Raw genomic sequence first — 22,183 nt, 5'->3', positions numbered from 1 at the left:
CGTCAATACACCCTGGCCTTCGGTGCGATCTTGGCCAGGCTGATCCCGCCGTCCTTCTCAGCCAGCAGCGGCTCGGTGTGCACCGGCCGGTAGGACAGTGTGACCTTGCCGTCCTCGCTGACGCGGGCCAGCGTGTGCTTGCGCCAGTTGGCGTCGTCGCGGGCCGAGAAATCTTCGCGGGCATGCGCGCCGCGGCTCTCCTTGCGCGCCTCGGCGCCGTAGACCGTTGTGATGGCGTTGACCATCAGGTTTTCGAGCTCCAGCGTCTCGACCAGATCGGAGTTCCAGATCATCGAGCGGTCGAAGACCTTGATGTCCTTGAGCTCGCCCCAGATTTGCGAGATGCGCTTGCAGCCGTTCTCGAGTGATTCCTGGGTGCGGAAGACCGCCGCGTCTTCCTGCATCGCGCGCTGCATCTTTTCGCGCAAGCTGGCCGTCGGCGTCGAGCCGTTGGCGTGACGGAGCTTGTCGAACCGGTCCATGATCTTGTCGACCGATTGCTGATTGGGCGAAGGGATCGCCGACTTGCGGTCGATGACCTGGCCGGCGCGCAGCGCCGCGGCGCGGCCGAACACGACGAGGTCGATGAGCGAATTCGAGCCCAGGCGGTTGGCGCCATGCACCGAGGCGCAGCCGGCCTCGCCCACCGCCATCAGGCCGGGCGACACGCGATCGGGATTCTCGGCGGTCGGATTGAGCGCCTCGCCCCAATAATTGGTCGGCACGCCGCCCATGTTGTAGTGCACCGTCGGCAGCACCGGGATCGGCTCCTTGGTGAGGTCGACGCCGGCAAAGATCTTGGCCGACTCCGAAATACCGGGCAGCCGCTCGTGCAGCACGGCCGGATCGAGATGGTCGAGATGCAGGAAGATGTGATCCTTGTTCTTGCCCACGCCGCGGCCCTCGCGGATTTCCAGCGTCATGCAGCGCGAGACCACGTCGCGCGAGGCAAGGTCCTTGGCCGACGGCGCGTAGCGCTCCATGAAGCGCTCGCCCTCGGAGTTGACGAGGTAGCCGCCCTCGCCGCGCGCGCCTTCGGTGATCAGGCAGCCGGCGCCATAGATGCCGGTCGGATGGAACTGCACGAACTCCATGTCCTGCAAAGGCAACCCGGCGCGGGCCGCCATGCCGCCGCCGTCGCCGGTACAGGTATGCGCCGACGTGGCGGAGAAATAGGAGCGGCCGTAGCCGCCGGTCGCCAGCACCACCATCTTGGCCGAGAAGCGGTGTATGGTTCCGTCGTCGAGGTTCCATGCCACCACGCCGGTGCAGGTGCCGTCAGGCTCCATGATCAGGTCGAGCGCGAAATACTCGATAAAGAACTGCGCGTTGTTCTTGAGCGACTGGCCATAGAGCGTGTGCAGGATGGCATGGCCGGTGCGGTCGGCCGCGGCGCAGGTGCGCTGCACCGGCGGACCGTCGCCATAGTTCATCATGTGGCCGCCGAAAGGCCGCTGGTAGATCTTGCCCTCTTCGGTACGCGAGAAAGGCACGCCGTAATGCTCGAGCTCGTAGACCGCCGCCGGCGCCTCGCGCACCATGTATTCCATGGCGTCGACATCGCCCAGCCAGTCCGAGCCCTTGACGGTGTCGTACATATGCCACTGCCAGGAATCCGGGCCCATGTTGGAGAGCGAGGCGGCGATGCCGCCTTGCGCGGCCACCGTGTGCGAGCGCGTCGGAAAAACCTTGGTGATGCAGGCGGTGCGCAGCCCCTGCTCGGCCATGCCGAGCGTGGCGCGCAGGCCGGCGCCGCCGGCGCCGACGATCACGACGTCGAATTTGTGGTCGACAAAGGTGTAGGCGGAAGCCGCGTTGGCGGTGTTTGCATTGGCCAAGACTTCAGCCTCCGAATGCCAGTTTGAGCAGGGCAAACAGCGAAGCTACGCCGACTGCCACCGCAAAGAAGATGTTGAGGGCGATGAGCGCCAGCTTCATGCCTTCGCCATGCACATAGTCCTCGATGATGACCTGCATGCCGAGCCGCATGTGGTAGAGGCCGGAAATCAGCACCAGCGCCAGCATCAGCGCCACGAAGGGATTGGCGAGCGCCGCCCGCACGTCCGTGTAGCCGTGGCCGTTGACGGCGATCAGGAAGCCGACGAAGAACAGGACCAGCGGGATGTTGGCGATCGCCGTCAGCCGCTGGCGCCAGAAATGCTGCGTGCCCTCGCGGGCCGAACCCAGGCCGCGCACCTTGCCGAGCGGCGTGCGCATATCGATGTCGTTGCCGCTCATACCAGGCCTCCCCGCGCCATGTAGCCGGCGATCCAGATCAGAAGGGTGAGCACGATCGAGCCGGCGAGCGTCGCCCAGGCGATCTTCGAGGCGGTGTGTTTTTCGAGCCCCGTTCCGGTGTCCCAGACGAGGTGGCGCAACCCGCCCAGCATGTGGTGCATCAGTGCCCAGGTATAGCCGAACAGAACCAGCCGGCCGAGCCAGGAGCCGAAGGCCCAGTTGACCCAGTCGAAAGCGGCCTGCGAGGTCGAAGCGGCGATCAGCCATGCCGCCACCAGCAGCGTGCCGAAATAAAGCGCGCCGCCGGTGATGCGATGAATGATCGACATCGTCATGGTGATCGGCGGCCGGTAGACCGTCAGATGCGGCGAGAGCGGCCGCTCACGTCTGGCAACTGCGCGGGTGGCTGGTGACTTGCTCATGGCTCCCCCAGTTCGGCATCCTGGAGCCGCGACCGAGCGCGGCTTTTTCCCCGCTCATATATGGCTCCGGACAGCCGGTTTCTAATGCTCTTTTTGCACCGCGTCAAAGCCGGAAAATCGTTTTGGAAAAGTCATTTAGTCTGACAAATTGGCGGCTTCTTGCTTCAATCGATTAGCGGCTGTTTCGAAGCCGGCGCAGAGTTCGCTGCAGTGCAATAAACAGCGCTACCTTTTGCAGGTCTGCGGGGTGGATCCCCTCTTCATCACCAGCGCTTCGCGACCGTCGATCACGATTGCGTCATGTGTCGCCGCTTCCTGGTAGCGGCTGCTCTGATTGGCGGGCGAGGCCGCAAACTCCTCGGTCGTGCCATCCGGCCGGACCACGCGCAGCGACGAGCCAAGATTCTGGATAGTGATCATGCCGCCATTGCCGCATCTGTAGGTGGCCGTGCCGACGCCGGATCGCGGCACGGTAAGGTCGGTGATGATCTTGGTTGCGGGTGGCGCAGGCGCTGCGGGAGTCTTGGCAGTTTTTGTCGGAGACATTGTTGGTACGGGCGGCGCGGTGGGTGCAGTGGACTGCTGGACTGGCGCAGGCGAGATCGCAGGCGGCGCGGCATTCGCCGCCTTCGGCGCGTTGTCCTGCGACACACAGGCCGCAGCCGCAAGAAGCAGCGGGATGGTGATCGACACCCGAACCGTGTGGCCAAAGCTCATACGCTGCCCCTTTCGTGCGCGGCACGCTACAGCAATTCCAGGAAAAGTGTGAAACGGTTTTCGGCCCGGAATTGCATCAAAACAAAGAGATAGGTGGTCGCCGTTTCCGTGAAGCGGCGGACCGCTGTAGCCATGCGCCGGCGCAAGATCAACTTCACCCGGAGTCAGCCCGGCTCCACGACCGCCCCGCCGCCAGAGAACCCGGCTCTCGAAAATTAACCATGTTCCTTAACAAGCGGCACCGAAACCGCGCCGCCTCTTAACAAAGGTTAAGAAAGAGTTAATTTCTGATTCGAACCCGTTTCGGGCGCGATCTCTCGCGCCGACAAAGGAGAGCGACATGCGTTCGAAATCAGTGCGGGCGAGCTTCGCGGCCGTCACGTTGGCGGCGCTCGCCACCGCGATCGCCATGCCAGCCGAAGCCGGCTTGCGCCATCATGACCGCGTCTATGCAGATTCCTTCGGCAATCTCGTCATCGACAGCGCCGCCGGCTACAAGCGCATCATCGTCGGCGAGGGCAAGCTCGCGAAAAAACTTTCCGAATACACCGGTGCCGAACAGCCCGATGTGATCTATGATTCGGACGATGCCGGCGCGCCCGGCTGCTACCAGCCGCCGGTGCTGGTGAAGGGCCGTTCCTATATGTACGGGCTTTCCGATGGCGAGATGCCCAATCTCAGCCCTTGCCGTTGAGCGCCGTCGCCATGCGCCGCGCCTGATAACGCGGACGCAGTCGCGGCCGGCATTGTTGGCTTCGTAGAGCGGCGGCGCGCCGCAAAAGGCCGGCAAAGCCTAGTCCGCGACCGCCGCAGCCTTCTGTCCGCCGCAGCATTCTGTCCGTAGACATGCCTCAGCCGGTGAGCGGCTCGGCAACGACCGCGGTCTCGGGCCGCTCGTAAGAGAGACGGACGCTGTCGCGGCCGTTCTTCTTGGCCTTGTAGAGCGCCTCGTCGGCGCGTCGCATCAACGGCATCAGCCCTTCCTTGCCGGTGCGGGCGGCGACGCCGAAGCTCGCCGTGACCCTGGTGCCGGGCGGTAGGCCGTCGATCGCGCCTGTCGAATAGAAAGTGCGGATCGCTTCGGCAAAGAGCCTTGCCGAAGCAAGATCGCTGATCGGCAGAAGCACGGCGAATTCTTCGCCGCCGATGCGGCCCGCGGCCCCGCGCGCGCCGGTGGCGGAACGCAGCTTGGCGGCGAAATCGGCAATAACCCGGTCGCCTGCCTCATGCCCGTGCCGGTCGTTCAGCGCCTTGAAGTGATCGAGGTCCGCCAGCACCAGGGCGACCGGAAATCCGGCCTTGCCGCACTGATCGAGCAAAAGCGTCGCCCGCTCCTCGAAGCCGCGGCGGTTGAGGATGCCCGAGAGCGGATCGGTATGGGTCTCCGCCTTCAGTGCCCGCATCACATCGAGCGCCGCGGCCGTGAACAGGCAAAGCGCGATGAGCAGCGACATGAGCGCATGCGAGAGCAGCGCCGTCGTCCAATAGGACGAGCCGTAGAAGCCGTCATAGGTCGGGAACGGCCCATGCGCGATGACGACGATCAGGGTGCGAACGATGAAGTTCAATCCCGAAAGCAGCGACAGCACGAAAAGGATCTTTTCGGTCGGACCGTTGCTGCGCACCGTTCTCAGCTCGGCCGCGACCAGCAGGCTGAGCGCGCCGAAGCCGAAATTCATCCCAAGCACGCGCCAAGTAAGGTCCGGCTGGACGAACATGAACCACATAAACGTGGCAAGCCCGCCGCCGGTCGCGACAAAGATGCCGACATAAGGCACGCGCCGCCCATGGCGAGCGACGACCGCGCCTGAAAGACAGCAGGCCGCTATCGTGAAGCAGACGTTGGAAATCAGCTTGGTCAGCACCACGCCGACCGGGAGCGTGAAATATTGCAGCAGGAAGCCCGGAGCCGACAGGCAGTAGCTCGCGGCCAGCACAGCCAGATACGGGCGATGGCGCTGATGAAACCACAGCACGGCAAACGCAGCGCCGAGCGCCAGCGCTATCGTTGGATTGAGCAGCGCTATGAGCAGACCGGTGTCCAAACGACTGCGACTTTCCCCTACTTACCCAAGGGGAAATACTAAGACGCAAGCCCAAACAAGCGGTTAAGCGCTGCCCGGTTTCCGTTGCATCAGCGAGAGCAATTCCAGGAAAAGTGTGTGCGGTTTTCCGTCCGGAATTGCGTCAAAACAAAGAGATAGAACGGTTCGCCGTTTCCGTGAAACGGTGAAACGCTCTAGCGGAACCGGCGCGCGCGAACGACGTTGTCCGGCCAAACAGGAGACGCCAATCAGGAGACAATTCTGATGGCCGACACGATCACTTTGACGGATCACGATGAAATCCGCTCCTGGGCGGCGGCGCGCGCCGGCTTTCCGGCGATCGTCGACGTGTCGCCCGCGGCCGGAACCCAACCCATGCTGCGCCTGGTTTTTGGCCAGAACGCCTATGAGGACACCGACCGCCCCGAGCGTACGATCAACGCCGGCGGTTACGACCTTGTGGAGTGGGACGAGTGGTTCAAGATCTTCGACGAGCGCAAGCTGGCCTTGGTCGTCGCCGTCGACGAGCCCGGCCGGCGCGAGGAATTCCACGAGATTATTCGCCGCAGCTGAGCGCGGCAGGCAAAAGGCCCGGATCGCGCCGCGATCCGGGCCTTTTCATCTGAAGCCGGCGACTATTTCCAGTCGCGGATGTCGACGAAGTGACCGGCGATCGCGGCCGCCGCCGCCATGGCCGGCGACACCAGATGGGTGCGGCCCTTGAAACCCTGCCGGCCCTCGAAATTGCGGTTCGAGGTCGAGGCGCAGCGCTCATGCGGCTTCAGCCGGTCGTCGTTCATGGCCAGGCACATCGAGCAGCCCGGCTCGCGCCAGTCGAAACCGGCGGCGACGAAGATCTTGTCGAGGCCTTCGGCTTCCGCCTGCTCCTTGACCAGGCCGGAGCCCGGCACGATCATGGCGTTGACGCGCGGATTGACCTTCTTGCCCTCGACCACCTTGGCGGCGGCGCGCAGATCCTCGATGCGGCCATTGGTGCAGGAGCCGATGAACACGCGGTCGAGTTCGATGTCGGTGATCTTGGTTCCCGGGGTCAGGCCCATATAGTCGAGCGCGCGGATCTTCGAGGTGCGCTTGTTCTCGTCCGCAATCTCTTCCGGATTGGGCACGATGCCCTGCACCGAGACGACATCCTCGGGCGAGGAGCCCCAGGAGACGATCGGCGGCAGTTTTTGCGCGTCGAGCACGACGACCTTGTCGAAATGCGCGCCTTCGTCCGACTGCAGCGTCTTCCAATAGGCAAGGGCGGCATCCCATGCCGCGCCTTTCGGCGCCCGCGGCTTGTCCTTGACATAGGCGAAGGTCGTCTCGTCCGGCGCGATCAGGCCGGCGCGGGCGCCACCCTCGATCGACATGTTGCAGATCGTCATGCGGCCTTCCATCGACAGCGAGCGGATCGCTTCGCCGGCATATTCGATGACATAGCCCGTGCCGCCGGCGGTGCCGATCTCGCCGATGATGGCGAGGATGATGTCCTTGGCGGTGACGCCTTCCGGCAACTGGCCGTCGACGCGCACCAGCATGTTCTTGGCCTTACGCTGGATCAGCGTCTGGGTGGCGAGCACATGCTCGACCTCGGACGTGCCTATGCCATGTGCCAATGCTCCAAAGGCACCGTGCGTGGAGGTGTGGCTGTCGCCGCAGACGATGGTCATGCCGGGCAGCGTGAAGCCCTGCTCGGGCCCGATGATGTGGACGATGCCCTGGCGGATATCGTTCTCGGAATAATATTCGATGCCGAAATCCTTGGCGTTCCTGGCCAGCGCCTCGACCTGGATGCGGCTTTCCTCGTTCTTGATGCCGAACTTGCGCTCGGGCGAGGTCGGCACGTTGTGGTCGACCACGGCCAGCGTCTTTTCCGGATGCCGGACCTTGCGGCCGCTCATGCGCAGGCCTTCGAAGGCCTGCGGGCTGGTGACTTCGTGGACAAGGTGCCGGTCGATATAGAGCAGGCAGGTGCCGTCGTCCTGGCGGTCGACCGTGTGGTCGTCGAAGATCTTGTCGTAGAGGGTGCGCGGTGCGCTCATGTGCGTAAATCCGTCGATATGAGAATGGCAAAGGACGCCGGCAGTCCGGCGCGACGACTGCGATCAGTCGGCTCAGCTAAGTCGGCTGGTGAGCGCGCCGCAGACGCGCGCGGAGAAACGCGACGGCAGGCGCTTTCTGTCCTGCAGCACGAAACCTTTATAGGCCGGATCGCTGAAAAGCTTTTCCATGCCGGGGTAGATAGCAATGTTTTGGCTTTTCGGCAATTAGCGCGACTTCCCCTTCTCCCCTTGTGGGAGAAGGGGAACTCGCGCCTCACACCACCTCGAACACGAACGTCTTCACAAGCGCTTCCGGATCGCCGATCGCGTAGCAGCGGAACCATGGGCTCTGCTCGGTCAAGCGCCATTTTCTCGCCTGCGTCAGCTCGTCGAACACCGCCTGGAACCCGCCGCGCTCGAACACCTGGTCGCGCACGGTGAAGATGGCGTGGCCGCCACTTCGGGTGATGCGCACCAGTTCGTGCAGGCCGGACGCCGGCGCGTGGCCGATGGTGAAGACGCCGGTCGAGAAGAAGGCGCGGAAATGCCGGTCGGGCCAGGGCAGCGGGCCGCCGAGCATCGCCTTCTTCAGCTCGCCATAGGCCGGCTTGTTGTCGGCCTGGCGGCTGCCGGCAAGCTTCAGCATGTCGTCGGAAAGATCGAGCCCGGCGATGTCGCCGTAGCCGAGCGCCTTGAGCGACGGCCCCGACAGGCCGGTGCCGCAGCCGGCGTCGAGCAGCGGGCCTTCGCCCGCCGGCACGTGCCGCGCCACCCAGGCGGTGATCAGGAACGGCAGGAGATAGCCGAGCGAGGCGGTCTCGCTGTCATAGGTCGCCGCCCAGTCGGCATAGGCCTTGGCGAGCGCCTCCGGCGTGTCGGCCGTGTAGACGGAATCCAGCGCCGCGTTGGCTTTGTCGAAATTCATTCCTCTTGCTCCGCAGCTGGCGATCCGCGGAGATCGTAGCGCGGACTTGTCCCGGCGGCTATTCCCGATGCCGCCGGCGCAGCCGCTGCTCCAGCGCTCTCAGCGCCAGCGACAGGCCGACCGTCAGGATCAGGTAGATGTAGGCGACGATCGAATAGGTCTCGAAGAAGCGGAACGAGCCGGCGGCGTAGACCTTGCCCATCTGGGTGATGTCGGCGACGCCGAGCACCGAGACCAGCGAGGAATCCTTGACCATGGCGACGAAATCGTTGCCGAGCGGCGGCAGGATGGTGCGGGTCGCCTGCGGAAACACGATCAGCCGGAAGCGCTGCACCCGTGACAGGCCAAGCGCCTTGGCGGCTTCGATCTGGCCTTTCTCCACCGACTGGATGCCGGCCCGGAACACCTCCGAGATGAAGGCCGAATAGCCGATGGTCAGCGCCATGACGGCGCGCCACAAAAGCGAAACATCGCGCACCAGGAGTTCGCCCATGAGCCCGGCGCTTTGCAGCGGAGCGGTCAGCGCGTTCCAGGCAGCGACGAAGGCCGGCGCGCCGGCAAAGGCGATCCAGAACAAAAGCACCAGGATCGGCACACCGCGGATGATCTCGACATAGAAGCGCGCGATCTGGCGCAGCCAGGGCGAGCCTGACAGCGCCATCAGCGCGATGCCGAGCCCCAGCGCGGAAGCGAGCGCGAAGGCGACCCCAGTGACGAAGACGGTGATGCCGATGCCCTTGGCGACGGTTGCGAAGACTTCGCCGTAGAGGTCGCTGGAAGCAATGGCGAGGGCGGCAGCGAGTGCGAGGACGGCCGCGGCGGCCAGCCACCAGGGGAAATCGGGTTTGGTGGTTGATCGTGCAGGCATCAAGCGCCAGCGCCGGCAAGATAGTTACGGAGACAGCGTTCCTTCGCGCCCCCCTCTGCCTTGCCAGGCATCTCTCCCACAAGGGGGGAGATCGAATATCGCACCGGCCTTCGCCAATCACCGTGGCTGCGAAGATGGGTGAAGCGCCGAAGCTGCCAATCTCCCCCCTTGTGGGGGAGATGTCCGGCAGGACAGAGGGGGGCGCGAAGGAATGAGGCTTTCGCGGCCCTCCGCCCGTAACCGTTGCGCATCGCACGCACCAAAATAGAGCCCTACTGCCCCATCTTGTAATCAAGGAACCACTTCTTGTTGAGCTTGTCGAAGGTGCCGTCGGCCTTGAGCGAGGCGATCGCGGCGTTGACCGGCTTCACCAGGTCCGAGCCCTTCGGGAAGATGAAGCCGAAATCCTCGGTGCCGAGCGGCCCGCCGATCAGCTTCAGCTTGCCTTGCGAAGCGTCGACATAGCCCTGGCCGGCGGTGCCGTCGGTCAACACCACGTCGACGTCGCCCGATTTCAGCGCCTGCACGGTCGCGCCAAACGTCTCGAACAGTTTGATGCGCGGGTTCTGCTCGTTGCCGTCGAGCACGCTGTAGACGGCGGTGTAGAAGGGCGTGGTGCCGGGCTGGGCGCCGATCAGCCCGTCCTTGAAGGCGCCAAAACTCTTGGCATCGGTGAAGCGGCTTTCGTCGCCGCGCACCAGCATGAACTGCTCCGAGCGCATATAAGGATCGGAGAAGTCGACCTTCTGCTTGCGGTCGTCCTTGATGGTGATGCCGGTCATGCCGATGTTGTACTGGTTGTCCGAAACCGCCTGGATCATCGCGTCCCAGGAGGTGTTCTGGTACTCGACCTTGAAGTTCAGCCGCTTGGCGATCTCGTCCATCGCGTCATATTCCCAGCCGATCTGCTTGCCGGTCTTCTTGTCGATGAACTGCAGCGGCGGATAGGCGTTTTCCGTCACCACCACGACCTTCTTGCCGCCGAGGTCGGGCAAGTTGTCGGCGAGCGCGGCGACGGGCGCAAGAAGGCAGGCCACGACGGCGGCCAGCAGCAGTTTCGACTTGGTCATGAACAATCTCCAAAGGGCTCGACCGCGCTTGCAAAGTTTTCGCGATCGGGAAAATCCGGCGCCGACTTTAGCCTGCCGCAGGCGCCTTGCAAGCCGGTTCGCGCCGCCGCAGGCAAGCGATGCGCAATCCGATGCTCTTTCAGGGATGGTTTGGAGGATGGCTGTCGGCGATCAGTCCTGATCAGCCGTGGCCTCGCGCAACCCGGCCACCAGGCGGGTAAGCGTGCCATGCAGGGCCTTGAGCTCGTTCGCCGTCAATGGCATGGCGCAGGCGAGGCCTGCCTGGACGTCCTTCATCTTCGCCCGCAGCGCCTGCCCCTTGGCGGTCGGCTCGACCAGCACCCGACGCTCGTCGGCATGATCGCGCCGGCGCGTCACGAGACCGCCCGCTTCCATGCGCTTGATCAGCGGCGTCAGCGTCGCCGAATCGAGCCCCAGCGCTTCGCCGAGCTCACCGACCGTGCTCGGCGAGCGTTGCCACAGCGCCAGCATCGCCAGATATTGCGGATAGGTGAGGCCGAGCGGGTCGAGCAGCGGCCGGTAGAGCTTGGTCATCAGCCCGCTTGCCGAATAGAGCGCGAAGCAGAGCTGCTGATCGAGGCGCGGCACATCGATCGCCCCGGCGTCTTGCGCCGGGACTTGCTTGGCCATGGCTTCGGTTTTCGTCGTCATGCCGCCTTTGCCGAGAGCGCCACATCGATATTGCCCCGGACGGCGTTGGAATAGGGGCAGATCTTGTGCGCTTCCGATACAAGCGCCTCAGCGGCCGCTTGATCAAGGCCTTTGATCTGCGCCGCCAGCGCGACACCAAGCCTGAAGCCGCCCTGCTCGTTCGGGTAGAGGCTGACCGTGGACGTGACCGAGGCGTCCTGCAGCGGCAGTTTCTGCTGACGCGCGATGAAGCGCACCGCGCTTTCGAAGCAGGCCGCGTAACCGACGGCGAAAAGCTGCTCGGGATTGGTCGCGCCGCCCTTGCCGCCGAGTTCCTTCGGCATCGCCAGATCGACCTTGAGCAGGCCGTCGCTGGTCTCGCCGTGACCGTTGCGGCCGCCGGTGACGTGAGCCTGGGTGCTGTAAAGTGCCGACATTGTCTTCTCCATTCAATTTGTACACGATTATTTAGTGTACAAGATAAATGAATGTCAACTCCGGTGTCGTCATCCACGGTCGGGGCAAGGAGCGTAGCGACGCGGCGCAGACCCCGAGGATCAAAGCGCTACCGGCGGACAAAAAGGGGGCGTGAAGAAGCGCTGACCAATCGCCTTCGTAATTCTAGGGTGGAGCAAGGAGCGAAGCGACGCGCAGACCCTAGAATGAATTCCGTGAGATAAGAGCGATACTGCGGTGCAGACCTATCTTTTAAAAGGTTCGACGGAGTTCCATTCTCTATCGCCGCATTCCTCGCGAAGGTAACGGCATGGATTCTAGGGTCTTCGCTCCGCTTCGCGTCGCTCCGCCCTAGAATGACGAAAACGCGAAGGCTTCGATCAAATTCAGAACGCTTGCGATAGCGGTACAACGAAAAAAGGCGGCCGAAGCCGCCCTTTTCCAAACCTGTTTCGCAAATGCCTTATTCGGCGGAAGCGGTCTCGGCCGCCTTCTTCTCGGCGGCTTCCTTGGCGGCCGTCTCGGCGGCCAGCGCCTGGGCGGCGGCGACCTTCTCGGCCTCGATGCGGGCGCGCTCGGCGTTCAGCGCATCGCGCTCTTCGTCGTTGAGCTTGCGTGCGCGCACGCCGGTGTTTTCCGAAATGCGGGCCGACTTGCCGCGACGGTCGCGCAGGTAATAGAGCTTGGCGCGGCGCACCTTGCCGCGGCGCACGATCTCGACGCCCTCGACCATCGGCGAGTAGACCGGGAACACGCGCTCGACGCCTTCGCCGTAGGAAATCTTGCGGACGGTGAAATTCTCCTGGAAGCCGGAGCCGGCGCGGGCGATGACGACGCCCTCATAGGCCTGGACGCGGGTGCGGGTGCCTTCGGTGACGCGCACCTGGACGCGCACGGTGTCGCCGGGCTGGAATTCGGGCAGCTTGCGCTTGGCTTCGATCTTGGCGGCCTGTTCGGCCTCGAGCTGACGGATGAGATCCATCTCAATTATCCACTTCTTGTTCTTCCGACAGTCAGAGCGTCCTCAACTCGCCTTGCAGTTCCATTGACCGCTCGGCTATGCCGTCAGTCGGAGACATCGGGCAGGGACGGCTACACCGCCATTGTTGACGGGTCCAGAAGATCGTTCTTCCGGTTCGGGCGGGCACATACAGCTATTTTGCCGCTTTGTCACGCGCTAATGCATGTCCCCAGAAGCGTGTGCCAAAACGCATCGCCTGACATGCGCTTCAGCGCAACGTGCTTTGAAGGCATGTTTTGCTGATGGCACCATCATATTGCCGCCGTGCCGGGTTGCGCCCGTCTCGCAAGCTTTCTAAGCGGGAAAAGTGTTTTTCCTTGGCGCTTCCTGAAATGACCTTTTTCGATGCCGTGCTGCTCTTTCTCGCCGGTTTTGTCTCCGGCGTGGTCAACGCCGTCGCCGGCGGCGGCACCTTCGTCACCTTCGGCGCCATGACCCTGGTCGGCGTGCCGCCGATCGTCGCCAACGCCACCTCCTCGGTGACGCAGTTTCCAGGCTACATCACCTCGACGCTCGCCTATCGCGACGACATCAGGCATTTCTGGCGCCAGGCGCTGCTGCTTTGCGTCATCTCCGCCTTCGGCGCGCTGGCGGGCTCGCTCATCCTGCTCGCGCTCTCCAACCCGTCCTTCCGCGCGCTGGTGCCGTGGCTGCTGATCGCCGCCACCGCGCTCTTCGCCGCCGGGCCGTGGCTCAAGCCGACGGCCGGACCGGAGCACCAGGCCTCGGTCGGCTCCCTGACAGGTTCGCTGGCGCAGTTCCTGACTTCCGTCTATGGCGGCTTCTTCGGCGCCGGCATGGGCGTGATGATGCTGGCTACGCTTGGCCTGACGCAGGCCGGCGACTACCACAAGCTCAATGCGCTGAAGAACATGCTGGCCATGGTCATCGCCGCCATCGCCATCCTGGTCTTCGTCACGGGCGGCGTCGTCGCCTGGCCGCAGGCGCTCGTCATGGTGCCGGGTGGCGCGCTCGGCGGCTATGCCGGCGTCTGGATCGCCAAGCGCGTGCCGCAAGGGGTCGTGCGCGGCTTCGTCGTCGCCGTCGGCCTGTTTCTCGCCTTTTACTATTTCACCAAGGGCTGAGCCTCACCGCAGGACCGCGTAAGCGAAACGTGCGAACCGGTTTTTGGCATCATGGTCGGCCAGGCACAAGGATGATCCGTCCGACCTACCGGAGCGGAGCGGCTCGCAGCAAATCCGGCCGCCGTTCCCGGGTCAGCTTCTCGGCCTCGGCGCGCCGCCATTCGGCGATTTTCTTGTGGTTGCCGGAAGTGAGCACGTCCGGGATCGGCCTGCCCTCGAACTCCTGCGGCCGCGTATAGTGCGGATGCTCGAGCAGCCCGCTCTCAAAACTTTCCTCCTCGCCCGACACGGCGTTGCCCATGACCCCCGGCAACAATCGAACCACGGCATCGAGCAGCACCAGCGCGGCCGGCTCGCCGCCGGACAAGATAAAATCGCCGATCGAGACTTCCTCCAGTTCGCGCGCCTCGATCAGCCGCTGGTCGACGCCTTCGAAGCGTCCGCACAGGATGACGGCGCCAGGACCGGCGGCCAGTTCGCGAACACGGGCCTGCGTCAGCGGTTTGCCGCGCGGGCTCATCAGCAGGCGCGGGCGCGGATCGCCCGGCGGCGAGGCGTGGTCGACGGCCATGGCCAGCACGTCGGCGCGCATCACCATGCCGGCGCCGCCGCCGGCTGGCGTGTCGTCGACGGTGCGGTGCTTGTCGGTGGCGAAATCGCGGATCTGGATCGCCTCCAGCGACCATGTGCCGGCCTCCAGCGCGCGGCCGGCCAGCGACAGGCCGAGCGCGCCTGGAAACATCTCCGGATAGAGCGTCAGCACCGAAGCGGCAAAGCTCACCGGTTGCCCCCGGCATCCTTCGGTCCGCGCGGCCGGCCCTTCGGGTCGAAGCCGGAACGGCTCGGCGCTTCGCTCTCCTCGTCATCGACCAGTCCCGCCGCCAGCGGATTGACCTGGATGAAACCGTCGGCGATCGAGACATGCGGCACCGCGGCCTGCGTGAACGGGATCAGCACGCCCTTGCGGCCGGCAAGCGTGACATCGAGGATATCGCCGCCGCCGAAATTGTGCACCGCGACGACCTTGCCGATGACGCCCGTATCGTCCCTGATATCGAGACCGATCAGGTCGGCGTGATAGAACTCGTCCTCCTCGCCGTCGTCGGGCAGCACCGAGCGGTCGACGAAAAGCTCGGTGCCGGCCAGCGCCTCGGCGGCATTGCGGTCGGCGACACCCTTGAAACGCACGACGACGACGCTGCCCGCCGGCCTGATGTCGATGATCTGGAATGTGCGGCCGTCCTTGGTATGAAGCGGGCCGTAATCGGCCAGCGCCAGCGGATCGCCAGTGAAGGTTTTCACCCGCAACTCGCCCTTGATGCCGTGGGCGGCGCCGATAACGGCCATCTGTACGGGGTTTTCGAGCTTCGACATCGCCGCCAATTTCCTTTGCCCTGCTCTAACCCCGCGAGGCCATCATTTCAATGATCGCCTCTTCACCGCTTCCTAACCTGCCCGCCGGAAAATGCCTGAAACCGGAAAACACCCATGCAGGAATTCCTCATCCCGGCAAAGCCCGACCTTCAGGCGGCGCGCCAGGCGTGGCTGAAGATGCTGGCGCATGAGCGCCGGCTCTCGCCGGAGACGGTCGAGGCTTATGAACGCGACACGCGCCAGTTCCTGCATTTCCTGACCGGGCATTGCGGCGGACAGCCGGGCATTTCGGACATCGCCGACCTGCGCCCGGCCGACCTGCGCGGCTTTCTCGCCGCGCGCCGCAACACCGGCGCCGGCGCCCGCACGCTGGGGCGCGGCCTTGCCGGCATCCGCTCGCTGCTGCGCTTTCTCGAACGCCGAGGGCTGGTCAATGCCGCGGGTGCGGCAGCCCTGCGCGCCCCGCGCCAGCCAAAGTCGCTGCCCAAGCCGCTGACCGCAAGCGACGCCAAGCAGGTCGTCGCGGTGGAGGGCCAGCTGGCGCAAGAACCATGGATCGCCGCGCGCAACGCCGCTGTGCTGACCCTGCTTTACGGCTCCGGCCTGCGCATCTCGGAAGCGCTCGGTCTGACCGGCACCGATCTCGCCTCCGAGGCCGATAGCGTGCTGCGCGTCACCGGCAAGGGCGGCAAGACGCGGCTGGTGCCGGTGCTGCCCGCGGCCTGGCGGGCGGTTGCCGAATATCGCCGGCTCTGCCCTTTCCATATCGATCCCAAGGGCCTGCTGTTCCGCGGCGCCCGCGGCGGACCGCTCAATCCGGCCATCGTGCAGCGCGAGATGGCCAAGCTGCGCTCGGCGCTGAACCTGCCGGACACGGCGACGCCGCATGCCCTGCGGCATTCCTTCGCCACCCATCTGCTCGGCCGTGGCGGCGACCTGCGCACCATCCAGGAACTGCTGGGCCACGCCAGCCTTTCGACCACCCAGGTCTATACCGGCGTCGACACCGCAAGGCTGCTCGATATCTACGAGCGGGCGCATCCAAGGGCGTAACCCCTCTGGGTCATCATGAGCCCTCCGGACTTCGATGGGCGTTTCCGCTAACTACCAAGGGCATTCCACCCGGCACCGCACCTCAAACAATTTCACCTCGCCGGTTAACCGTTTTGCCGCTTTTCATCGCTAAGACGCTTCCCATGAAACGCGTCATCGCCATCGCCGACCGCGCGGCCCTTGTCTCGTTGAAGCTGCTTGCAGCGCTCAACCTGCTGTTTTTCCTGTCTTTCCTCGTCGTTCTGCTGCTCGCCGGCCGGGCGCATGCGGAAGCGCCCACTTGCGACGGCACCGATCTTTTGACCGCGCTGGAAAAGAACGATCCCGCGGCCTTCAAGAAGGTCGAGGCCGAAGCGGCGGCGGTTCCCAACGGCAAGGGCCTGTTGTGGAAGCTGGAGAAACCGGGTGAAAAACCGTCCTATCTGTTCGGCACCATGCACATGACCGACACGCGCGTCACCACGCTGCCGGCCGCCGCCAGGAAAGCCTATGACGGCGCCGGCACCGTCATTATCGAAACCACCGACGCGCTCGACAACGCCAAGATGATGGCCGCGATGGCCAGCGAACCCGGCCTGATGATGTTCACCGACAACACCACGCTGTCGTCGCTCCTGTCGCCTGAGGATGCGGCGACGCTGAACAAGGGGCTCGATGCCCGCGGCATCCCGCCGGCGACGGTCGCCAAGATGAAGCCGTGGATCCTGTCGGCGATGATGGCATTGCCGGCCTGCGAGGTGGCGCGCCAGAGCGCCGGCGAACCCGTGCTGGACGTCAAGCTCGCCTCGGACGCCAAGGCTTCGGGAAAAGACGTCGAAGGGCTGGAAACCGCCGTCGACCAGCTGCGCGCGATGGCCTCGCTGCCGCTCGAATTCCACATGAAGAGCTTGGTCGAGACGATGAAGCTCGGCGACAAGGTGAATGACGTCAACGAGACGATGATCGTGCTCTACCAGCGCGGCGAGGTCGGCATGTTCTGGCCGCTGTTTCGGGCCGTCTTGCCGGACGAGGCGGACGACAAGGCTGGCTATGCCGCCTTCGAGCAAACCATGATCACCAGCCGAAACAAGGTGATGGCGGCGCATGCCGGGCCGATATTGGCCAAAGGCAACGTCTTCATGGCCGTTGGCGCCATGCATCTGCCCGGTCCGGAAGGACTGGTCGAGGATTTTCGCAAGGCAGGGTATAGTGTTACCGCCGTCAACTGAGTCGTCTGGCGGCTGGCGGACCTGAAAACGCTGGCTTTTCAGCGCTTTCCGTCCGTTCGCGTGAAACCCATGGCGGGATCAGCGCGTTGATGGCTGTTATTTTGAGGACTTTCATCCACGGAGGACACGTTTCATGGCGAACCCTAACGACCCCTTCACCCCTTCGAGCACGCCTCCCACCTCGAGTGGCGGTGGTGGCGGCAGCGGGTGGCTGATTGCCCTAGTTGTCATTATCCTGGCCATTGTTGCGTATTATGTCTTTGGCAGAAGCGGCGGCGAGCATGCCCCGGCCCCGGCTGAGCCGCCGGCCGCCAGCACGCCGGCCCCGGCGCCTGCACCAGCGATGAAGCCTGCCGAACCAGCGCCGGCTCCAGCCCCTGCTCCGGCGCCCGCGCCTGCCCCGGCTCCGGCACCCGCTCCGGCCCCAGCGCCTGCTCCGGCACCTGCCCCGGCGCCAGCTCAGTAATCGGGCTACAATTTAACGACGAACGGCCCGCCGAAAGGCGGGCCGTTTTGTTTTCGGTGATGCGAAAGGAGCTCCCGGCGCCTCGTCATACTCGGGCTTGACCCGAGTATCCATGCCGTGACCGTTGCCATAGAGCGCAACGGTGCAAAATTCTGTAATCGTCGCAACGCCTTGGCGTCACGGCATGCATCCTATGGTCTGCGCGTCGCTGCGCTCCTTGCTTCGCCCTAGGATGACGAAGCGCCGTGTTCGGCGCCTACCTGCGGTCAAATATGGATCGGCTTGAAGAACGTCGCCAGCGCGGCTTCCTTCACCGCTTCCGACATCGTCGGATGCGCGTGGCAGGTGCGGGCGAGGTCTTCCGAGGAGCCGCCGAATTCCATCAGGACCGCCGCTTCGTGGATCATCTCGCCGGCGCCGAAGCCGACGATGTGGACGCCGAGCACGCGGTCGCTGGCCTTGTCGGCCAGGATCTTCACGAAGCCGTCGGTGTGCAGCATGGCGCGCGCGCGGCCGTTGGCGCTGAACGGGAACTTGCCGACCTTGTAGTCGATGCCGGCCTTCTTCAATTCCTCCTCGGTCTTGCCGACCGAAGCGATCTCCGGGGTGGTGTAGACGACGCTCGGGATGACGTCATAGTTCACATGGCCGGCCTGGCCGGCGATCGTCTCGGCCACCGCCACGCCCTCGTCCTCGGCCTTGTGCGCCAGCATCGGCCCGGCGATGACGTCGCCGATGGCATAGATGCCGGGCACGTTGGTCTTGAGATGCCCGTCGGTCTTGACCCGGCCGCGCTCGTCGACCTCGACGCCGGCGTCCTTCAGCCCCAGACTGTCGGCGTAGGGGCGTCGTCCAGTGGCGACCAGCACCACGTCCGCCTCGATGGTTTCGGCGGCGCCGCCCTTGACCGGCTCGAAGGTGACGCTGGCGCCCTTCTTGGCCTTGGCCACCCCGGTGACCTTGGCGCCGAGCTTGAACTCGAAACCCTGCTTGGACAAGAACCGCTGGAACTGCTTCGACACCTCGCCGTCCATGCCGCCGAGGATGGTGTCGAGGAACTCGACCACCGTGACCTTGGCGCCGAGCCTGGCCCACACCGAGCCGAGTTCCAGCCCGATGACGCCGCCGCCGACCACCACGAGGCTGGCGGGCACCTTGGCCAGCGACAGCGCGCCGGTGGACGACACGATCACCTTCTCATCGAACTCGACCTTGACGCCCGGAATGCCGGCGACGTCCGAGCCGGTGGCGATGACGATGTTCTTGGTCTCGAGCTCCTCGACCTTGCCGTCCTCGCCGGTCACCGACACCTTGGCCGCGGAAATCACCTTGCCGGTGCCGCGGAAGGAATCGATCTTGTTCTTCTTGAACAGGAAGGCGACGCCGTTGACGTTGGACGCGACCGTCGCGTCCTTGTGCGCCAACATCTTCTTCAGATTGAGCTTCGGCGCGCCGACCTCGACGCCCAGCGTATCGAAGGCATGGCCGGCCTCGGCGAACATCTCGGAGGCGTGCAGCAGCGCCTTGGACGGGATGCAGCCGATGTTGAGGCAGGTGCCGCCGAAGGTGGCGTTCTTCTCGACCACCGCCGTCTTCAGGCCGAGCTGCGCCGCCTTGATGGCGCAGACATACCCGCCCGGTCCCGATCCGATGATAACGACGTCATAAGCCATAGTGGAATCCTTCTTATCCGGCCTCAGCGGCCGCCGCTCACATTCAGGATCGCGCCCGTTACATAGGAGGCCGCGTCCGACAGAAGATAGAGAACCGCGCTCGCGACCTCATCGGCCGTGCCTGCGCGTTTCATCGGCAGCAAATCCTGCAACCGCGCCACCCGGTCGGGCTGGCCGCCGGAGGCGTGGATTTCAGTGTCGGTGATGCCGGGGCTGACCGCGTTGACGCGAATGCCTTCCAGCACCACTTCGCGCGCCAGCCCGATGGTCATGGTGTCGATCGCCCCCTTCGAGGCGGCGTAATCGACATATTCGCCGGGCGAGCCGAGCCTCGCCGCCGCCGAGGACAGGTTGACGATGGCGCCGCCCTTGCCGCCATGCCGTGTCGACATGCGCTTGACCGCTTCGCGCGCGCAGAGGAAGGAGCCGACGAGGTTGATGCGCATCATGCGCTCGACCCGCCCGGCGCTCATCTCATCGACCCGCGCCTTGACGTCGACGATGCCGGCATTGTTGACGAAGGCATCGAGCCGGCCGAACGCCCGGTCCACCGCCTCGAACATCGCAATCACATCGGCCTCGCTGCCGACGTCGCCCTTGACCGCGAAGGCCTCGCCGCCGCCGGCTTTGAGCTCTGCGACCAGCGCGTCCGCGGCGGCCCGGTTGGAGACATAATTGACCGCCACGCGGTAGCCGGCCTGGCTCGCCTGCCGGCAGATGGCGGCGCCGATGCCGCGGCTGCCGCCGGTGACCAGCAGCGTTTTCTTGTCCGCGCTCACTCCTGGCAGCCTTTCAGCACGAAGATGTCCCACGGCACTTTCGAAAAGCCGGCGGGACCGTAAGCGGCCGACATTTCGAGCGAGGGCCCGAGATCGGGAAAGATCAGGTTCTTCGGCGCGTCGGCGCCCTCGGCCGGCAGCAACCCGATGCCGCCCTTGTCATCGGCGCTGTAGATGACGCCTTCCCAGACCGTGCAGGCTGCAAGCTCCTCGCCGGTGACGTCGCCGGTCGGGCATTTGTACATCAAAGAGCCGTGCGGACGCCCGGCGCTGCCTTCCGTCCACATGGCGATGCCGTCGAGCACGACATTGTTGTCGAGGATCATGCGGAAAGTGTTGGTGATCGTCGCCGAGGTGCCGGTCGGGGTGAAGTCGATCTCGGCGCCGCTCTGCGCCTCGCCATAGACGGCGAGCTGGATCGGGCAGGCGGCCTGGGCGGGGGAAATCGCCGCTGTGAGAGCCAGCGACCCGGCCATAAATCCGATCATGGGCGAGGCGGCTATTGTCATCACTTGGCCTGGTCGCCCTCGCGGCCGTCGGCGTTTTCGAGCACACCGAAATCGGTCATCAGGACCACCGGCTCGCCCGCCGCGTCCAACCCCCAGAAGGATGGGTAGAACCCATCGCCCCAGCCGCTCCAGAACATCGCGATGTTGACCGGATTGCCGGCGGCCGGATGGTGCATGACGAACCGGTCCTGGCTCGGCGCGAACTCGGCCGCCAGCACATCGTCATAATAGTTCTGGTCGGGTTTGAGCTTGTCCTGCGCGGCCGTCATCAAGGCTATCGCCGCCTTGTCCATGAACGAGCCGAGGCCGGCATCCACGGGATAGCCGAAGATCTCGTCGCCATTCAGCGTCGAGACGTCCTGGCCGGGCAAGGTCGCGAGCTCCCAGCGCACCGGCACGCCGGAACGGAAGCGAAGGAACGCGGCGGCCACGCGGCCCTGCGCCTCGAACAGCGCGACCGGATATCGCCCCGGCTTCACCTTGCGGGCCAGCGCCGGCCAGTCGTCGGTCGTGATCAGCGGATCGCAGGCGATGATCTCGCCCGTCGGCAGTTCGAGCTGGCCGATGGGCGTGACGGTGATTTTCCGCTCCGCCAATTGCGCGTCGCTGAGCGCGAAGATGCCGAAATTGCTGCTGGCCTTCGCCGGGTCCCAGTCGGCTGCGACTGACAATGAGGGGATGGCGGCGGAGAGGCCAAGCATCACGATGGTGTGCCGGAAAGTCCGCCGCATGCCGCGCACCGTCTGGCTGAGCGCGAACCCGAACCGTTCCAGCCAACCCTCGGTAATTGTCGAGGCCAGCAAGGCGGCCACAGGTCCGATCGTGGGCGCTATTTTGTTAGCCATCGGTGACCTGGTTGCCTTGGCGTCCGTCGGCGTTCTCGAGCACTTCGAAGTCCGTCATCAGCAGCAGCGGTTCGCCGGCCGCGTCCAGTCCCCAGAAGGACCGATACGCGCCGTCGCCATAGCCGGTGTCGAACATGGCGACATTGATCGGATTCCCCTCTATCGGACTATCCATGCCAAACCTGTCGAGAGAACACGCAACGTCAGCTAGATAATCGTCAAGCTCCTCTTGGTCCGACATTAGCGTCAGGAACGATTTGTCCATAAACGACGCAACCGCATCATCAACGATAAATTCAAACTCATAGGCGGATGAGCGATCGCGAGCAAAGGTGGCCAATTCCCACCGCACCGGCAAGCCAGAGCCGAATCGCAATGCCGCCACGGCAACCCTACTCCGCACCTGAAGCAGTATGACCGGGTAGCGCCCCGGCTTTACCTTGCGGCTAAAGGGAGGCCGCCCCAAACCGGTGATCAGTGGATCGCAGGCTACGATTTCGCCGGTGGGCAACTCAAGCTCACCGATCGTGATAGCACTGATCTGCCGTTCGGCCATTTCCGTATCGCTGAGAGCGAAGACGCCAAGGTTGCTGCTTTCGGGCAACGGGACCGGCCCAATCGATTGCACCTGCGAAGCAGCAACGGCCGAGGCAGTCGGCCGAAAAGTCCGAAGCGCGCGACCCAGCGCAAACCCGAACCGTTCCAGCCAGCCGCTCATTGCGGATCGGCTCCG

The 22,183-nt window shown here is 64.6% G+C and carries 24 protein-coding genes; 5 read left to right on the top strand and 19 right to left on the bottom strand.

Annotated features, from left to right (window positions below):
* Nucleotides 1-2: 2 nt before the first annotated feature.
* The 4 genes from sdhA to F3H96_RS09115 all read right to left on the bottom strand — a co-directional run bounded on the left by sdhA (nucleotide 3) and on the right by F3H96_RS09115 (nucleotide 3,377).
* Nucleotides 3-1,838, bottom strand: a complete 1,836-nt coding sequence (sdhA, locus tag F3H96_RS09130) for a succinate dehydrogenase flavoprotein subunit (protein ID WP_149791621.1) — start codon at nucleotides 1,836-1,838, stop codon at nucleotides 3-5.
* 4 nt (nucleotides 1,839-1,842) lie between these two features.
* Nucleotides 1,843-2,238 carry a succinate dehydrogenase, hydrophobic membrane anchor protein gene (gene sdhD / locus F3H96_RS09125; protein ID WP_149791620.1) on the bottom strand — a complete coding sequence of 132 codons (396 nt, stop codon included), beginning with the start codon at nucleotides 2,236-2,238 and terminating at the stop codon, nucleotides 1,843-1,845.
* Nucleotides 2,235-2,660 (bottom strand): succinate dehydrogenase, cytochrome b556 subunit, encoded by a 426-nt coding sequence (gene sdhC / locus F3H96_RS09120; protein WP_149791619.1) that lies wholly within the window; start codon nucleotides 2,658-2,660, stop codon nucleotides 2,235-2,237. Before sdhC ends, sdhD begins: the two co-directional genes overlap by 4 nt.
* A 225-nt stretch (nucleotides 2,661-2,885) precedes the next feature.
* Nucleotides 2,886-3,377 (bottom strand): hypothetical protein, encoded by a 492-nt coding sequence (locus F3H96_RS09115; protein WP_149791618.1) that lies wholly within the window; start codon nucleotides 3,375-3,377, stop codon nucleotides 2,886-2,888.
* 340 nt (nucleotides 3,378-3,717) lie between these two features.
* Between F3H96_RS09115 and F3H96_RS09110 the strand changes: the two genes are divergently transcribed.
* The gene (locus tag F3H96_RS09110) at nucleotides 3,718-4,071 is read left to right on the top strand and encodes a hypothetical protein (protein WP_149791617.1); all 354 of its coding nucleotides are present in this window, start codon (nucleotides 3,718-3,720) and stop codon (nucleotides 4,069-4,071) included.
* A gap of 157 nt (nucleotides 4,072-4,228) precedes the next feature.
* On the opposite strand, the gene F3H96_RS09105 is transcribed toward F3H96_RS09110, so the two are convergent.
* A complete protein-coding gene (locus F3H96_RS09105; RefSeq protein WP_149791616.1) occupies nucleotides 4,229-5,422 on the bottom strand; it encodes a GGDEF domain-containing protein in 1,194 nt (397 codons plus the stop codon).
* A 264-nt stretch (nucleotides 5,423-5,686) separates the two neighbouring features.
* Here F3H96_RS09105 and F3H96_RS09100 point away from each other — a divergent pair, with 264 nt between their 5' ends.
* Nucleotides 5,687-5,995, top strand: coding sequence for a hypothetical protein (locus F3H96_RS09100; protein ID WP_149791615.1), 309 nt, complete (start codon nucleotides 5,687-5,689; stop codon nucleotides 5,993-5,995).
* A gap of 62 nt (nucleotides 5,996-6,057) precedes the next feature.
* Here F3H96_RS09100 and leuC read toward each other — a convergent pair whose 3' ends face one another.
* From leuC to rplS, 7 genes are all read right to left on the bottom strand, one after another.
* On the bottom strand, nucleotides 6,058-7,467 hold the full coding sequence (gene leuC / locus F3H96_RS09095; RefSeq protein WP_149791614.1) for a 3-isopropylmalate dehydratase large subunit: 1,410 nt from the start codon (nucleotides 7,465-7,467) through the stop codon (nucleotides 6,058-6,060).
* 274 nt (nucleotides 7,468-7,741) lie between these two features.
* The gene (locus F3H96_RS09085) at nucleotides 7,742-8,392 is read right to left on the bottom strand and encodes a class I SAM-dependent methyltransferase (RefSeq protein WP_149791613.1); all 651 of its coding nucleotides are present in this window, start codon (nucleotides 8,390-8,392) and stop codon (nucleotides 7,742-7,744) included.
* A 58-nt stretch (nucleotides 8,393-8,450) separates the two neighbouring features.
* A complete protein-coding gene (locus F3H96_RS09080) occupies nucleotides 8,451-9,260 on the bottom strand; it encodes an amino acid ABC transporter permease (RefSeq protein ID WP_149791612.1) in 810 nt (269 codons plus the stop codon).
* A 272-nt stretch (nucleotides 9,261-9,532) separates the two neighbouring features.
* On the bottom strand, nucleotides 9,533-10,330 hold the full coding sequence (locus tag F3H96_RS09070; RefSeq protein WP_149791610.1) for a transporter substrate-binding domain-containing protein: 798 nt from the start codon (nucleotides 10,328-10,330) through the stop codon (nucleotides 9,533-9,535).
* Between the two features lie 171 nt (nucleotides 10,331-10,501).
* On the bottom strand, nucleotides 10,502-11,002 hold the full coding sequence (locus F3H96_RS09065) for a MarR family transcriptional regulator (RefSeq protein ID WP_149791609.1): 501 nt from the start codon (nucleotides 11,000-11,002) through the stop codon (nucleotides 10,502-10,504).
* Nucleotides 10,999-11,418, bottom strand: a complete 420-nt coding sequence (locus F3H96_RS09060) for an organic hydroperoxide resistance protein (RefSeq protein WP_149791608.1) — start codon at nucleotides 11,416-11,418, stop codon at nucleotides 10,999-11,001. The genes F3H96_RS09065 and F3H96_RS09060 overlap by 4 nt, the downstream gene beginning before the upstream one ends.
* Before the next feature lie 482 nt (nucleotides 11,419-11,900).
* Nucleotides 11,901-12,419: a 50S ribosomal protein L19 gene (rplS, locus tag F3H96_RS09055; RefSeq protein ID WP_149791607.1), complete on the bottom strand. Its 519-nt coding sequence runs from the start codon at nucleotides 12,417-12,419 to the stop codon at nucleotides 11,901-11,903.
* Between the two features lie 371 nt (nucleotides 12,420-12,790).
* Here rplS and F3H96_RS09050 point away from each other — a divergent pair, with 371 nt between their 5' ends.
* Complete coding sequence (locus F3H96_RS09050) at nucleotides 12,791-13,543, top strand: sulfite exporter TauE/SafE family protein (protein WP_149791606.1); 753 nt, start codon at nucleotides 12,791-12,793, stop codon at nucleotides 13,541-13,543.
* An 85-nt stretch (nucleotides 13,544-13,628) separates the two neighbouring features.
* On the opposite strand, the gene trmD is transcribed toward F3H96_RS09050, so the two are convergent.
* Complete coding sequence (gene trmD / locus F3H96_RS09045; protein ID WP_149791605.1) at nucleotides 13,629-14,324, bottom strand: tRNA (guanosine(37)-N1)-methyltransferase TrmD; 696 nt, start codon at nucleotides 14,322-14,324, stop codon at nucleotides 13,629-13,631.
* Entirely contained in the window at nucleotides 14,321-14,917 is a 597-nt protein-coding gene (rimM, locus tag F3H96_RS09040; protein WP_149791604.1) for a ribosome maturation factor RimM, read from the bottom strand. Before rimM ends, trmD begins: the two co-directional genes overlap by 4 nt.
* A gap of 114 nt (nucleotides 14,918-15,031) precedes the next feature.
* Between rimM and F3H96_RS09035 the strand changes: the two genes are divergently transcribed.
* Nucleotides 15,032-15,970 (top strand): tyrosine recombinase XerC, encoded by a 939-nt coding sequence (locus F3H96_RS09035; protein WP_149791603.1) that lies wholly within the window; start codon nucleotides 15,032-15,034, stop codon nucleotides 15,968-15,970.
* A gap of 143 nt (nucleotides 15,971-16,113) precedes the next feature.
* Nucleotides 16,114-17,178 (top strand): TraB/GumN family protein, encoded by a 1,065-nt coding sequence (locus F3H96_RS09030; RefSeq protein WP_149791602.1) that lies wholly within the window; start codon nucleotides 16,114-16,116, stop codon nucleotides 17,176-17,178.
* 732 nt (nucleotides 17,179-17,910) lie between these two features.
* Here the strand turns inward: F3H96_RS09030 and lpdA are convergent.
* The 5 genes from lpdA to F3H96_RS09000 all read right to left on the bottom strand — a co-directional run bounded on the left by lpdA (nucleotide 17,911) and on the right by F3H96_RS09000 (nucleotide 22,168).
* A complete protein-coding gene (gene lpdA / locus F3H96_RS09020) occupies nucleotides 17,911-19,317 on the bottom strand; it encodes a dihydrolipoyl dehydrogenase (RefSeq protein WP_149791601.1) in 1,407 nt (468 codons plus the stop codon).
* Nucleotides 19,318-19,340: 23 nt separating this feature from the next.
* Nucleotides 19,341-20,096, bottom strand: coding sequence for an SDR family oxidoreductase (locus F3H96_RS09015; protein WP_149791600.1), 756 nt, complete (start codon nucleotides 20,094-20,096; stop codon nucleotides 19,341-19,343).
* Complete coding sequence (locus tag F3H96_RS09010) at nucleotides 20,093-20,605, bottom strand: hypothetical protein (RefSeq protein ID WP_149791599.1); 513 nt, start codon at nucleotides 20,603-20,605, stop codon at nucleotides 20,093-20,095. Before F3H96_RS09010 ends, F3H96_RS09015 begins: the two co-directional genes overlap by 4 nt.
* Complete coding sequence (locus F3H96_RS09005) at nucleotides 20,605-21,336, bottom strand: DUF4241 domain-containing protein (RefSeq protein WP_149791915.1); 732 nt, start codon at nucleotides 21,334-21,336, stop codon at nucleotides 20,605-20,607. The genes F3H96_RS09010 and F3H96_RS09005 overlap by 1 nt, the downstream gene beginning before the upstream one ends.
* A 106-nt stretch (nucleotides 21,337-21,442) precedes the next feature.
* Entirely contained in the window at nucleotides 21,443-22,168 is a 726-nt protein-coding gene (locus F3H96_RS09000; RefSeq protein ID WP_149791598.1) for a DUF4241 domain-containing protein, read from the bottom strand.
* Nucleotides 22,169-22,183: the final 15 nt, after the last annotated feature.

The organism is Mesorhizobium sp. NFR06 (genome assembly GCF_900115245.1).
Classification (GTDB): Bacteria; Pseudomonadota; Alphaproteobacteria; order Rhizobiales; family Rhizobiaceae; genus Mesorhizobium.
Note: the sequence above shows the minus strand (reverse complement) of the source record. Positions and strands in the feature narration are given on the sequence as shown.

Coding starts and splice junctions, on each gene's coding strand:
- leuC (WP_149791614.1), bottom strand. CDS start 7,467: ATGAGCGCACCGCGCACCCTCTACGACAAGATCTTCGACGACCACACG.
- F3H96_RS09010 (WP_149791599.1), bottom strand. CDS start 20,605: ATGACAATAGCCGCCTCGCCCATGATCGGATTTATGGCCGGGTCGCTG.
- sdhD (WP_149791620.1), bottom strand. CDS start 2,238: ATGAGCGGCAACGACATCGATATGCGCACGCCGCTCGGCAAGGTGCGC.
- rplS (WP_149791607.1), bottom strand. CDS start 12,419: ATGGATCTCATCCGTCAGCTCGAGGCCGAACAGGCCGCCAAGATCGAA.
- F3H96_RS09005 (WP_149791915.1), bottom strand. CDS start 21,336: ATGCGGCGGACTTTCCGGCACACCATCGTGATGCTTGGCCTCTCCGCC.
- F3H96_RS09080 (WP_149791612.1), bottom strand. CDS start 9,260: ATGCCTGCACGATCAACCACCAAACCCGATTTCCCCTGGTGGCTGGCC.
- F3H96_RS09030 (WP_149791602.1), top strand. CDS start 16,114: ATGAAACGCGTCATCGCCATCGCCGACCGCGCGGCCCTTGTCTCGTTG.
- rimM (WP_149791604.1), bottom strand. CDS start 14,917: ATGTCGAAGCTCGAAAACCCCGTACAGATGGCCGTTATCGGCGCCGCC.
- F3H96_RS09065 (WP_149791609.1), bottom strand. CDS start 11,002: ATGACGACGAAAACCGAAGCCATGGCCAAGCAAGTCCCGGCGCAAGAC.
- F3H96_RS09085 (WP_149791613.1), bottom strand. CDS start 8,392: ATGAATTTCGACAAAGCCAACGCGGCGCTGGATTCCGTCTACACGGCC.
- F3H96_RS09060 (WP_149791608.1), bottom strand. CDS start 11,418: ATGTCGGCACTTTACAGCACCCAGGCTCACGTCACCGGCGGCCGCAAC.
- F3H96_RS09035 (WP_149791603.1), top strand. CDS start 15,032: ATGCAGGAATTCCTCATCCCGGCAAAGCCCGACCTTCAGGCGGCGCGC.
- F3H96_RS09100 (WP_149791615.1), top strand. CDS start 5,687: ATGGCCGACACGATCACTTTGACGGATCACGATGAAATCCGCTCCTGG.
- F3H96_RS09115 (WP_149791618.1), bottom strand. CDS start 3,377: ATGAGCTTTGGCCACACGGTTCGGGTGTCGATCACCATCCCGCTGCTT.
- F3H96_RS09050 (WP_149791606.1), top strand. CDS start 12,791: ATGACCTTTTTCGATGCCGTGCTGCTCTTTCTCGCCGGTTTTGTCTCC.
- lpdA (WP_149791601.1), bottom strand. CDS start 19,317: ATGGCTTATGACGTCGTTATCATCGGATCGGGACCGGGCGGGTATGTC.
- F3H96_RS09000 (WP_149791598.1), bottom strand. CDS start 22,168: ATGAGCGGCTGGCTGGAACGGTTCGGGTTTGCGCTGGGTCGCGCGCTT.
- F3H96_RS09070 (WP_149791610.1), bottom strand. CDS start 10,330: ATGACCAAGTCGAAACTGCTGCTGGCCGCCGTCGTGGCCTGCCTTCTT.
- F3H96_RS09110 (WP_149791617.1), top strand. CDS start 3,718: ATGCGTTCGAAATCAGTGCGGGCGAGCTTCGCGGCCGTCACGTTGGCG.
- sdhC (WP_149791619.1), bottom strand. CDS start 2,660: ATGAGCAAGTCACCAGCCACCCGCGCAGTTGCCAGACGTGAGCGGCCG.